The organism is Amycolatopsis alba DSM 44262 (assembly GCF_000384215.1).
Taxonomy (GTDB): Bacteria; Actinomycetota; Actinomycetes; order Mycobacteriales; family Pseudonocardiaceae; genus Amycolatopsis; species Amycolatopsis alba.
Genome location: NZ_KB913032.1, coordinates 3,097,383 through 3,109,618 on the forward strand (window position 1 = coordinate 3,097,383; position 12,236 = coordinate 3,109,618).

Genomic DNA, 12,236 nt, shown 5'->3' on the forward strand with positions numbered 1-12,236 from the left:
CGCGGAAGGCACCTTTGTCGGCGGGGTGAGATCCACAGGAGGAAACATGACTCACGCGATCAGGGCCGAGGGCCTGGTCAAGCACTATGGGGAGACGAAGGCGCTCGACGGGGTCGATCTGGAGGTCCCGGCGGGCAAGGTGGTCGGGGTGCTGGGGCCGAACGGCGCGGGGAAGACGACCGCCGTCCGGATCCTGGCCACCTTGATCCGGCCGGACCGCGGCCACGCGAGCGTCTTCGGGTACGACGTCGTCAAGAACCCGATGGCGGTCCGCAGCATGATCGGGCTGACCGGGCAGTACGCGTCGGTCGACGAGGACCTCTCCGGCACGGAGAACCTGGTCCTGATCGGCAGGCTGCTGGAGTTCTCCAGGGCGGACGCGAAGAAGCGCGCGGCCGACCTGCTGGAGCGGTTCGAGCTGACCGACGCCGCCGGGCGCGCGATCAAGACCTACTCGGGCGGGATGCGGCGGCGGCTCGACCTCGCCGCGAGCCTGGTCGGCCGTCCGAAGGTGCTTTACCTGGACGAGCCGACCACCGGGCTCGACCCGCACGCCCGCAACGAGGTCTGGGCCGTGGTCCGGACGCTCGTCGCCGACGGGACGACGGTGCTGCTCACCACGCAGTACCTGGAGGAGGCCGACCAGCTGGCCGACACGATCACCGTGTTCGACCGCGGACTGGTCGTGGCGAACGGGCGGGCCGACGAGCTCAAGCGGCGGACCGGCGGCCAGACGCTGCAGGTCCGCCCGACCGCGCTCGCCGATCTCGACGCCGTCGAGCGCATCCTGGCCGCCCTCACCGGGGTCCGGCCGAACCGGGACGACGACACCGGGCTGCTCACCGCGCCCGTGGCCGACCCGGTCCTGTTGTCCACCTTGGTCCGCAAGCTGGACGAGGCCGGGATCACCGCGGACGAGCTGGCGCTGCGGCTGCCCAGCCTCGACGAGGTGTTCCTCGCGCTCACCGGCAGGAAGACCGAGTCCACAAAGGACACGACTCCGGAAGGGAGCCTGGTATGACGACCATCGCCGCGCCCGCACCACCACGGCGCGTTTCACTTTCCAGCAGCATCCAGCACGGGCTTTCCCTTGCCTGGCGCGGGATCCTGAAGATCCGCAAGAACCCGGAGCAACTGGCCGACGTCACGCTCGCGCCGATCATCTTCCTGGTCATGTTCGTCTACCTGTTCGGTGGCGCGATCATGGGCGACACCGGAAGCTATCTGCAGATGATCGTGCCCGGCATCATGGTGTTCAACATCCTGCAGGCCAGCATGACCGTCGGCGTCCAGCTGAACACCGACGTCACCAAGGGCGTGTTCGACCGGTTCCGGGCGATGCCGATCGCCCGGTCCGCGCCGCTGATCGGCGCCGTACTGGCCGACATCGTGCGGTACCTGGTGTGCCTCGTCGTCCTGATGGTCGTCGCGACGATCATGGGGTACCGGATCCAGACCGGCCCGGCGGAGTTCGCGCTGGCGATCGTGCTGGTCATCGCTTTCGCGCTGGCGTTCTGCTGGGCATCGGTGTTCGTCGGGATGCTGGTGAAGAGCCCCGGCGCGGTGCAGGGCCTGATGTTCGTCGTGCTCATGCCGCTGACCTTCGGCAGCAACGTGTTCGTGGGGACGAGCACGATGCCCGGCTGGCTGAAGGCGTGGGCCGACATCAGCCCGGTGACGCAGATGTCCGACGTCCTGCGCGGACTGATGAACGGCGGACCGATCGCCGGCCCGCTGACCGGTGCGCTGATCTGGATGGCGGCCGCGGTCGCGGTCTTCTTCCCGCTCGCCACTTGGGCCTACCGGAAGCGCGTCTGACGGGGGTCAGGGGGAACGCGCGTGAAGGGCTCCTTGCCTCCTTCGAGGCGAGGAGCCCTTCTTCACGTTGTCACGTCCTGACGGAGCCAGGCCACCAGCTCTTCGCGGGAAAGCGCGGCGTCCTGAACGAGCATCGCTTCGTAGCGCTCCTCGCCGAAGTGCTCGCGAAGGTCGTCGATCAGCTGCCGGATGCCGGGCTCGCCCAGGTCCAGCCTGCCGCGGAGGAGTTTCGCCGCGCCGAGCAGCCGGACGGCCGTTTCATGCTTCCCCTGGCGGAACCGGATCAGGCCGAGGGCCTCGACGATCCGCCCGAGATCGGGCATGTCGCCGCGCTCCGAGGTGGACTTGACGACGATCGCGGCGCCGCGTTCGGCCTCGGCCAGATCTCCGGCCGCCAGCGCCACCTCCATTTCGATGAGCCCGCCGAACTCCTCGCCGAACATGCCCGGCATCGGCGTGTCGGCCATCAGTTCGCGGAACCGGGCGGCGACCGCGCGCGCCTCCTCGATCCGGCCGGCGCGGCTGAGCAGATCGGCCTCGCCCAGCATCACCATCACCGCGAGCTGAGCATTACCCGTGTCCGCCGCGTAGCGCTCCGCGTCGCGCATCTCGCGCATGCCCGTTTCGAGGTCGCCCGCCCGCGCGTACTCCGTCGCGAGCCGCCAGCGCTGCTGGATCACATCGTCCTGCGACCCCAGTTCGAGGGCGAGGGCGAGGCCCTGCCGGTACAGCGCGAGCGCGGTCTCGTGATCGCCCGACATCGAGATGTCGCTCGCCTTCATGCCCACCGCCATCGCGGTGCCCCAGCGGTCACCCACGGCCAGGAATCCTTCGTAAGCCCTGTCCCTGGCCCGTTCGGCGCCTTCTGTGTCGCCGTCGTCGGTGAGGATGAAGCTCTGCGCCCATGCCCCCGCCGACCTGGCCCACGGGTCCGGGCTGGACAGCGCCCTCTCCACCTCGCGATACGCGAGTTCCTTGTTCTTGGCGAAGAAGGCCAGCATGGGCAAGCCGATGGCCAGGCCGGTGAACCGCTTGTGCGCGTTCGTCCGCACGCATTCGTCGATGAGCCTGTGCACGGCTTCGTGATCGCCGACGCCGGGGATCATCGCGGTGATCTCGCGCATCGCCCGGAACGCCGCCGCGAAGTCCTCCTCCAGCCGGTCGCCGAAAGCGAGCACTTCGGCGACGAAGGACTCGACCCGTGCGCTGTCCCCCTTGATCAGCCAGTACCAGAAAGTGCTGCCGAACAGGTGCATCGCCATGTCGGCGTCGCCGGCGTCGATGGCCTGGCGGAGCGCCGTCACGATGTTGCCGTGTTCGGCGTCGTACCGTGAGATGGCGACGAGCTGGTCCCGCGTCCGCAACAACGGCTCCAGCCGCTCGACCAGCTCGGCGTAATAGCGGTGATACGCCTTCGTCAGCCGCTCGCGTTCTTCGGCCTCGTCGAGCCGTTCCGCCGCGTACGCCCGGATGGTTTCCAGCATGCGGTAACGCGGCTCGCCGTGATCACCGGCCGTCGCGTCCACGATGGACTTCTCGACGAGCGAGCCGAGGACGTACATGACGTCTTCGGCTGGCAGGCCGTCCCCGGCGCAGACGCTTTCGACCGCTTCGACCTCGGCACCGGCCCCGAAGACCGAAAGCCGCCTCGCGAGCACGCGTTCGGCGTCGTCCAGCAGGTCCCAGCTCCACTCGACGACGGCGCGCAGCGTGCGCTGCCTCGGCAACGCCGTCCGGCTGCCCGAGGTCAGCAGGCGGAACCGGTCGTCGAGGCGCCGCGAGATCTGCGCGACGGTCATCGACCGCAGCCGCGCGGCGGCCAGCTCCAGCGCCAGTGGCATCCCGTCCAGTCTGCGGCAGATCTGCGCGACGTCGTCCACAGTGGACTCGTCGAGGAGGAAGTCCGGCCGCACGGCCACGGCCCGGTCGACGAACAGCCGGATCGCGCCCGCCTCGGCGGCCTGCGGGACGGTCGGGATCCCGTCCGGGACGGACAGCGGGCCGAGCGGGCACAGCGTCTCGCCGTCGATGGCCAGCGGCTCGCGGCTCGTCGCGAGGATCCGCAGGGTCGGCACCCGGCGCAGCAGGGTGTTCGCCAGCTCCGCGGCCGCGTCGATCAGATGCTCGCAGTTGTCCAGCACCAGCACCGATTCGCCGGCACCGAGCGTCTCCACGACCCGGACCAGCGCCTCCACCGGCCGCCGCAGCGGATCACCGCTGTGCGCGAGGCCGAGATCCCACAGCTCCAGCGCGGCGAAGACCGCGCCGGGCAGGTCGCCAGGATCGCGGACCCCGGCGAGCGGCACGAACCAGACGCGACCGCGCGTATGCGCCGGATGCCGCGTCGCGACCTCCGTGGCCAGGCGGGTCTTCCCGGCGCCACCGGGCCCGACGAGCGTCACCAGCCGCGCCCCGGCGAGGAGTTCGGCGACCAGCTTCAGCTCGTCGTCACGGCCGACGAAGCTGGTCAGCCGGACCGGGAGATGGTCCGCGACCGCGGGCGGCGGGCCGAGTTCGCCGCGCAACGCGGCGACGTGGATCTCCTGGAGTTCGGCCGAGGGATCGACGCCCAGCTGGTCGGCCAGCGCCGCCCGGACCTCCTCGTAGAAGGCGAGGGCGTCGGACTGCCGGTCCGCCGCGCACAACGCCCGGATCCACAGCCCGGCGAGCCGCTCGCGCAGCGGGTTCCGCGCGGCCGCCTCCTTGAGATCGGCCAATACCCGGTCATGCCCACCGAGCCGGATCTCGGCCTCGAAGCGGTCTTCGGTGGCTTCGAGGCGCAGGTCCTCCAGCCGGGTCGCCGGAGCCTGCGCGAAAGGGGCGTCGAGGACGTCGGACAGCGCTTGACCACACCAGAGGCCGAGCGCTTCGGCGAGGATCGCGGCCGCACCGGCGTCCCGGCCCGCCGCCAGCTCCGCACGGCCCTCGGCGGCCAGGCGCTCGAAGCGGCACACGTCGACGTCCTCACGGGCGACGTCCAGCCGGTAACCGGCCGGGCCCGAGTCGAGGGCGACGTCGTCGGCACGCAGGACCTTGCGCAACCGCGAGACCAGGGACTGCAGCGCGTTCGCCGCGTCCGCGGGTGGCTCCGCGCCCCAGAGACCGTCGATGAGGGCTGTCGCCGGGACCGCGCGGCCGGGCTCCAGAGCGAGCCTTGCCAGGAGCATGCGGAGGCGGGCACCGCCGATGTCGATCGGGGTGCCGTCCCCGGCCTCCGCTCCGATCGGGCCCAGCAGCGTCACACGCACGGACCCCAGCTTTCCAGAACCCGCAAACAGATACCCCGTCCAGGCTGTGTCTCTCGAAGCGCGCCGCCGGGTTCCGTAGCTCTTCCAGGCGACGGAAGGCGGGATTATCCGGGCACGAAGGGGCTTTCCGGGCGGCCAACAGCGGTCACGGCGTTACGTTCGGGGCCTTACGACAGCCGATCGACTGGGAGCGTGAATGAGGTACCGGAGTGCGGCAGTCATCGCCGCCGTTCTGGCCGCGAGTGTCCTCGGCGGCGGGACCGCCCTCGCCGACACCGGCAAACCCGGCGCCGACGGCGCGGGCGACAGCTACTACCCGCAGGACGGCAACGGCGGCTACGACGTCGCCGACTACAACCTGAAGGTCGGGTACGAACCCGCCACCAAACAGCTCACCGGCCTGCAGACGATCACCGGCCGGACCACACAGTCGCTGAGCTCGTTCAACCTCGACCTGCACGGGCTGACCGTCGACTCGGTCAAGGTCAACGGGCGGAAGGCGACCTTCACCCGGACCGGTGACCACGAACTGGTCATCACCCCGGCCCGTCCGCTGCGCAACCACGAGCGGTTCACCGCCGAGATCGCCTATCACGGCGTCCCGCAGCCGATCCAGGATCCGCTGCTGGGCGAGAACGGCTGGCAGTTCGCGAAATCCGGCGGCGCGTTCGCCGCGGGTGAGCCGAAGTCCGCGACGACCTGGTACCCGGTCAACGACACCCCGCGGGACAAGGCGACCTTCCACCTCGCGATCACCGTTCCGTCGGAATGGGGCGTCATCTCGAACGGCGTCGAGCGCGGGAACTTCACCGAGGGCAAGAACACCACCCACGTCTGGGCCGAAGAGACCCCGGCCGTGCCGTACATGACGACGGTCGCGATCGACAAGTGGGAGTTCGAGCGGACGAAGCTGTCCGACGGCACCCCGGTCGTCAACGCCTACGCCCCCGGCACCCCCGCCACCACCAAGCAGGCCGAGGCGCGGCTGCCGGAGATCATCGACTTCCTGGCGTCGAAGTTCGGGCGGTACCCGGTGGACGCGGCGGGCGGCATCTTCCTCGCCGAGCCGATCGGGTTCTCGCTGGAGACGCTGAGCAGGCCGATCTACTCGGGCGCGGCGGGCAACGTCCCGACGATCGTGCACGAGAACGCCCACCAGTGGTGGGGCGACTCGGTCGCCGTCGACAAGTGGAAGGACGTCTGCCTCAACGAATGCTTCGCCTCGTACGCGGAGTGGATGTGGTCGGAGGCGAAGTCCGGCCAGGACCTCAAGGCGCGCTACCTGACCGCCGTGCAGAAGGCGACGGACAAGTTCTGGGCCGGGAAGCTGTACGACATGGGCCCCGGCAACGAGTTCACCTACGTGTACTCGAAGGGCCCGATGGCGCTGCACGCGCTGAAGAACTACATCGGCGCGGCGCCGTTCGACCGCATCCTGCGGACATGGCCCGCCCTGCACCGCGACGGCAACGCGAGCCTGCCGGAGTTCCAGAAGTTCGCCGAGCGCGTCGCGCACAAGGACCTCCAGGGCTTCTTCGACGCGTGGTTCTACGGCAACACCAAGCCGGCGCCCGAGTTCCTCTACCCGGGGGACCTCAAGCCCGCTGCCTGAGCGGCGTCACACGTTAGGGTGAGGGCATGACGTCTGTGCTCCTCACCGGCTTCGAACCGTTCGGCGGTGAGCGGGTGAACCCGTCGTGGCAGGCGGTTTCCCTGCTCACCGGCCGACGGCGCGACACCGTGGCCGTCGAGCTGCCGTGTGTCTTCTCGCGTTCGCTGGTCACCCTGCGCGACGCGATCGACGAGTACCGGCCGGAACTGGTGATCTGCGTCGGACAGGCGGGCGGCCGTCCCGACGTCACCCCGGAACGGGTCGCGATCAACCTGATCGACGCCCGCATCGCGGACAACGCGGGCTCGCAGCCCGTCGACGTCCCGGTGATCCCCGGCGGGCCCAACGCGTACTTCACGACTCTGCCGGTGAAGGCGTGTGTCGCGGGGATCAAGGACGCGGAACTTCCCGCGTCGGTCTCGCACACCGCCGGGACGTACGTGTGCAATCAGGTCTTCTATGGGCTGATGCACTTGCTGGACAACGATTTCCCCGGAGTCCGCGGCGGTTTCGTGCACATTCCCTACTCGCCGGAACAGGCCGCGCGGACGACGGCGCCGAGCCTGGCCGTGCACCGCGCGGCGGAGGCGCTGGAGATCATCGTGGACACCGCGCTTTCGGTGACCGAGGACCTTGCGACGCCGGCGGGCACCCTGCACTGATCAGGGCTTGAGCTGCGCGGTGAAGAAGTCGACCATCTCCTGCGTCGTCCGCACGGTGCCGTCGCTTCGGGTCGAGACGAGCATCGCGGTCAGGGGTGCGTCTTCAGTCCCGAAGAGCACGATGCCGCTTCGCTTTCCCACGCCCGCCAAGTAGCGCCCTCGCAGCCCATCGGCCGCCCAGGTGCCCTCCACGGGCTTGCCCTTGGTCATCTGCTGCCGGACGCCGTCCTCCAGGCCGGTCATCGCGACGCCTTGGTAGTAGTTGATCGCGTTCGACGCCTTGTCGTCGGCGAACACGCAGGTCACCGCGGACGCCGCGCCCACCGTGGTGGCCGCGTCGGGCGCGTCCCGGCAGTCGTCCCGCTGCGGGATGACGGCGGAGATGCGGCGAAGGCAGTCCGTGAACCCCTGCGCGTCCTTCGGTCCCAGCTGATCGCAAGTCGGCTTCTGCGCTGCTGGGGACTGCGCGGCGACGGGCTCTTCCCCGCCGCCGCTGAGCAGGACGATCGTCGTCACGATCGCCGCGAGGGCCAGCGCGACGACACCGTAGGTCGTGGGCTTCTGCCAGTTCCGGCCCGGCGGAGGCGGGGGCGGCGTCCAGCGCGGGGGTTGCGGGCGCCTCGCCGGGGGTGGCGGCTGCTGCTGGACGGGCGGCTGCCGCACCGGCGGCGAGACCGGCGCGAAAGCGGGCACGGTCAGCTGGGCGTCCTCGCCGCCCGCGGGCACGTGGTGCAGCCCGAACGCGACCGCGGTCTCCGGCTGGTCCTGCGTCGTCGGCGCGACCCGGAGCTGATTCGCCAGCAGGCTCGCCAGCAACGGCATCCGGCTCGGCCCGCCGACGAGGTAGACGCCGCCGAGCCGGTCCGGGGACAACCCGGCGCGATGGATCGTGGCGGCCAGGAGTTCGGCGCTGCGCAGGAAACTCGGCCGGACGAGCGCCTCGAGCTCCATCCGCGTCACCCGCACGTCACCGAACGGCTCCGGCATCGGGATCTCGGTCTGCTGATGACGGGACAGGCTTTCCTTGGCGTCACGGACATCCTGCAGCAACGACCGGCGCGTCCGGCGGTCGCTGACCGACTGCGGGCGCAGGATCCGTTGCCAGCGCGCGGGTTCGGAATGCGACACCGCACGGCCGATGTGCACAAGCAGCGCCTGGTCGATGTCGAGACTGCCGAGATCGGGCAGGCCGTCCTCGGCGAGCACGGCGAACCCCTGGGCGCTGACCCCGACGACCGCGCAGTCGAACGTGCCCGCCCCGAGGTCGTACACCGCGATCGGGCCGGGCGGCCGGTGGCCGTGGTTCAGGGAGGCGTAATGCGCGGCCGCGGCGACCGGCTCGGGGACGAGCAACGTCGTCCCGAATCCGGCCTTGAGCGCGGCGTCGTGAAGGATTTGCTTGCGATCGGGACCCCAGCCCGCGGGATGGGAAATACGCACCTGCGCGGGCGGACGCTGGAGCAGCAGCTCGGCCTCTTCGCCGACCCGGCGCAGGACCGAGGCGAAGGCGTCGGCGATGGGGAGCGTGACGTCACCGAGCTGGAGCACGCCCTCGTCGATGCGCCGCTTCGGATTCGCCTCGAACCGGCTCGGATCCAGCCTGGCCCGGCGTTCGGCGTCGCGGCCGACGAAAACGGTGCTGTCCTTGTCGACGTAGATCGCGGACGACATCGCCACCGACCCGTCGATCTCGACGACCTGCGTCCCTCTGCCGTGGATCGAGAGCACCCCCACCGTGCTGGAGGTACCGAAATCGATCGCCAGAACGTCCACCTGTCCCCCTCCCGGACCCGATGGCATCGTCTCACGTGCCCCAATCACGCAAGTTCCGCCTCTGATCACGCGAGTCCCGCCCCCAATCACGCGAGTCGTCCGTCTGATCACGCGTGTCGCGCCTCTGATCACGCGTGTCGTCCATCCACGCCCACGTCGGCCTGTGCGGAACAGGCGAACTCACGTGATCGAACGGCGAACACCCGTGATTGGAGGCGGAACTCACGTGATCGAACGGCGAACTCGCGTGATCAGACGGACGACACGCGTGATTGGGCGGACGCCACGGTAGCCGGACACGGTGGCCGGACGCGAAAGTGCCCGCCGCGGCGAACCGCGACGGGCACTTCCGGAGCAGAGAGGCTTACTCGCTCTCGGCTTCACCGTTCTCTTCGGTCGAGCCGGCGCCGATGCTGACCGGCGGGGCGTCCGGGACCGACGAGGGACGGGCTTCGCCGCGGAAGACGAAGTGCGCCTTGTCGTCCTTCTCGCCCTCTTCGTCGTTCCAGCCTTCGACGTCGACCAGGATGATCTGGCCTGCCTGGACCTCGCCGAACAGGATCTTCTCCGACAGCTGGTCCTCGATCTCGCGCTGGATCGTGCGACGCAGCGGCCGCGCGCCCAGCACCGGGTCGAAGCCGCGCTTGGCGAGCAGCGACTTGGCCTTGGGCGTGAGTTCGAGCTCCATGTCCTTGGCCTTGAGCTGCGTCTCGACCCTGGCGATCATCAGATCGACCATCTGGATGATCTGATCCTTGGTCAGCTGGTGGAAGACGATGATGTCGTCGATCCGGTTCAGGAACTCAGGCCGGAAATGCTTCTTCATTTCCTCGTTGACCTTTTGCTTCATCTTCTCGTACCGGTTGGCGGTGTCGCCGCCGGACGAGAACCCGAGCGAGACGGACTTGGAGATGTCCGAGGTACCCAGGTTCGAGGTGAAGATGAGCACGGTGTTCTTGAAGTCGACCGTACGACCCTGGCCGTCGGTGAGACGGCCGTCTTCGAGGACCTGCAGGAGCGTGTTGTAGATCTCCTGGTGGGCCTTCTCGATCTCGTCGAACAGCACCACCGAGAACGGCTTGCGCCGCACCTTCTCGGTCAGCTGGCCGCCCTCTTCGTAGCCCACGTAGCCCGGAGGGGCACCGAAGAGCCGCGAAGCGGTGTAGCGGTCGTGGAACTCGCCCATGTCGATCTGGATGAGCGCGTCGTCCTCGCCGAAGAGGAACGCCGCCAGCGCCTTGGACAGCTCGGTCTTACCGACACCGGACGGACCGGCGAAGATGAACGAACCGGAGGGGCGCTTCGGGTCCTTCAGGCCGGCGCGGGTACGGCGGATCGCCTGGGAGACGGCCTTGACCGCGTCCTCCTGGCCGATGATCCGCTTGTGCAGCTCGTCCTCCATGCGGAGCAGACGCGTGGTCTCCTCCTCGGTGAGCTTGAACACCGGGATGCCGGTCCAGTTGGCGAGGACCTCGGCGATCTGCTCCTCGTCGACCTCGGCGACGACGTCGAGGTCGCCGTCCTTCCACTGCTTCTCCCGCTCGCCCTTCTGGCCGAGGAGGGTCTTCTCCTCGTCACGGAGGCGAGCGGCGCGCTCGAAGTCCTGCGCGTCTATCGCGGACTCCTTGTCCCTGCGCACGTCGGCGATCTTCTCGTCGAACTCGCGCAGGTCCGGCGGCGCGGTCATGCGGCGGATGCGCATCCGGGCGCCTGCCTCGTCGATCAGGTCGATCGCCTTGTCCGGGAGGAACCGGTCGTTGATGTAGCGGTCCGCCAGGGTGGCCGCCTGCACCAGCGCGCCGTCGGTGATCGAGACGCGGTGGTGCGCCTCGTACCGGTCGCGAAGGCCCTTGAGGATCTCGATCGTGTGCTCGAGCGACGGCTCGCCGACCTGGATCGGCTGGAAGCGGCGCTCCAGCGCGGCGTCCTTCTCGATGTACTTGCGGTACTCCTCGAGCGTGGTCGCGCCGATCGTCTGCAGCTCGCCACGGGCCAGCATCGGCTTCAGGATCGACGCGGCGTCGATCGCGCCCTCGGCGGCACCCGCGCCGACGAGCGTGTGCAGCTCGTCGATGAACAGGATGATGTCGCCGCGGGTCTTGATCTCCTTGAGCACCTTCTTGAGGCGCTCTTCGAAGTCACCGCGGTACCGGGAACCGGCGACCAGGGAGCCGAGGTCGAGGGTGTAGAGCTGCTTGTCCTTCAGCGTCTCCGGGACCTCGCCCTTGACGATGTTCTGCGCGAGCCCCTCGACGACGGCGGTCTTGCCGACGCCGGGCTCACCGATCAGGACCGGGTTGTTCTTGGTGCGCCGCGACAGCACCTGCATGACCCGCTCGATTTCCTTGCCACGGCCGATGACCGGGTCGAGCTTGCCTTCGCGGGCCTGGACGGTCAGGTTGCGGCCGAACTGGTCGAGCACCAGCGACGACGACGGGGTGCCTTCACCGCGTCCGGAGCCGGTCTCGGTCGACTCCTTGCCACCCTGGTAGCCCGACAGCAGCTGCAGGACCTGCTGGCGCACCCGGTTGAGGTCCGCGCCGAGCTTGACGAGCACCTGAGCGGCGACGCCTTCTCCTTCGCGGATCAGCCCGAGCAGGATGTGCTCGGTGCCGATGTAGTTGTGGCCGAGCTGCAGCGCTTCGCGCAGCGACAGCTCAAGCACCTTCTTGGCCCGCGGGGTGAAGGGGATGTGCCCGCTCGGGGCCTGCTGCCCCTGGCCGATGATCTCCTCGACCTGCTGGCGGACGCCCTCCAGCGCGATGCCCAACGATTCCAGCGCCTTGGCGGCGACACCTTCACCCTCGTGGATCAGACCCAGGAGGATGTGCTCGGTGCCGATGTAGTTGTGGTTGAGCATCCTGGCTTCTTCTTGGGCCAGGACGACCACCCGCCTCGCGCGGTCGGTGAACCTCTCAAACATGTGCACTCCCTCGACTGCTGCGACGGCGGCCCGTTTCCATCGTGCTTTCACCGCGATGGATTCAGCACCGTGAGACCACTCTAGTAGCCATGCGGTCGCGCTGGCGTACCACTACGGCTGATTGCGGCCCGTTCGCGCCCTGGCCGTTCTCCGGCCGTGCGCTCTTTCATCTTCCGGTTGCCCTGCACCTTTACGTCAAG

7 protein-coding genes are annotated in these 12,236 nt (G+C 69.1%); 4 read left to right on the top strand and 3 right to left on the bottom strand.

Annotated elements, in window-relative coordinates:
• The first annotated feature begins 46 nt into the window (after window positions 1–46).
• Window positions 47–1,021: a daunorubicin resistance protein DrrA family ABC transporter ATP-binding protein gene (locus AMYAL_RS0114550; protein ID WP_020632040.1), complete on the top strand. Its 975-nt coding sequence runs from the start codon at window positions 47–49 to the stop codon at window positions 1,019–1,021.
• Window positions 1,018–1,818 carry an ABC transporter permease gene (locus AMYAL_RS0114555; protein WP_020632041.1) on the top strand — a complete coding sequence of 267 codons (801 nt, stop codon included), beginning with the start codon at window positions 1,018–1,020 and terminating at the stop codon, window positions 1,816–1,818. The genes AMYAL_RS0114550 and AMYAL_RS0114555 overlap by 4 nt, the downstream gene beginning before the upstream one ends.
• A gap of 62 nt (window positions 1,819–1,880) precedes the next feature.
• Here the strand turns inward: AMYAL_RS0114555 and AMYAL_RS0114560 are convergent, their stop codons facing one another.
• Window positions 1,881–5,066 carry an ATP-binding protein gene (locus AMYAL_RS0114560; RefSeq protein ID WP_020632042.1) on the bottom strand — a complete coding sequence of 1,062 codons (3,186 nt, stop codon included), beginning with the start codon at window positions 5,064–5,066 and terminating at the stop codon, window positions 1,881–1,883.
• Window positions 5,067–5,262: 196 nt separating this feature from the next.
• Here AMYAL_RS0114560 and AMYAL_RS0114565 point away from each other — a divergent pair, with 196 nt between their 5' ends.
• Together AMYAL_RS0114565 and pcp are read left to right on the top strand one after the other, a co-directional pair.
• Window positions 5,263–6,678, top strand: a complete 1,416-nt coding sequence (locus AMYAL_RS0114565; RefSeq protein WP_020632043.1) for a M1 family metallopeptidase — start codon at window positions 5,263–5,265, stop codon at window positions 6,676–6,678.
• A 26-nt stretch (window positions 6,679–6,704) separates the two neighbouring features.
• Complete coding sequence (gene pcp / locus AMYAL_RS0114570) at window positions 6,705–7,340, top strand: pyroglutamyl-peptidase I (protein WP_020632044.1); 636 nt, start codon at window positions 6,705–6,707, stop codon at window positions 7,338–7,340.
• On the opposite strand, the gene AMYAL_RS0114575 is transcribed toward pcp, so the two are convergent.
• A complete protein-coding gene (locus tag AMYAL_RS0114575) occupies window positions 7,341–9,113 on the bottom strand; it encodes an Hsp70 family protein (RefSeq protein WP_020632045.1) in 1,773 nt (590 codons plus the stop codon).
• A gap of 364 nt (window positions 9,114–9,477) precedes the next feature.
• A complete protein-coding gene (locus AMYAL_RS0114580) occupies window positions 9,478–12,036 on the bottom strand; it encodes an ATP-dependent Clp protease ATP-binding subunit (RefSeq protein ID WP_020632046.1) in 2,559 nt (852 codons plus the stop codon).
• Between the last annotated feature and the right edge of the window lie 200 nt (window positions 12,037–12,236).

Excerpts from the sequence above, each read along its gene's own strand:
- AMYAL_RS0114565 (WP_020632043.1), top strand. The coding sequence starts at position 5,263 with ATGAGGTACCGGAGTGCGGCAGTCATCGCCGCCGTTCTGGCCGCGAGT.
- AMYAL_RS0114555 (WP_020632041.1), top strand. The coding sequence starts at position 1,018 with ATGACGACCATCGCCGCGCCCGCACCACCACGGCGCGTTTCACTTTCC.
- AMYAL_RS0114580 (WP_020632046.1), bottom strand. The coding sequence starts at position 12,036 with ATGTTTGAGAGGTTCACCGACCGCGCGAGGCGGGTGGTCGTCCTGGCC.
- pcp (WP_020632044.1), top strand. The coding sequence starts at position 6,705 with ATGACGTCTGTGCTCCTCACCGGCTTCGAACCGTTCGGCGGTGAGCGG.
- AMYAL_RS0114550 (WP_020632040.1), top strand. The coding sequence starts at position 47 with ATGACTCACGCGATCAGGGCCGAGGGCCTGGTCAAGCACTATGGGGAG.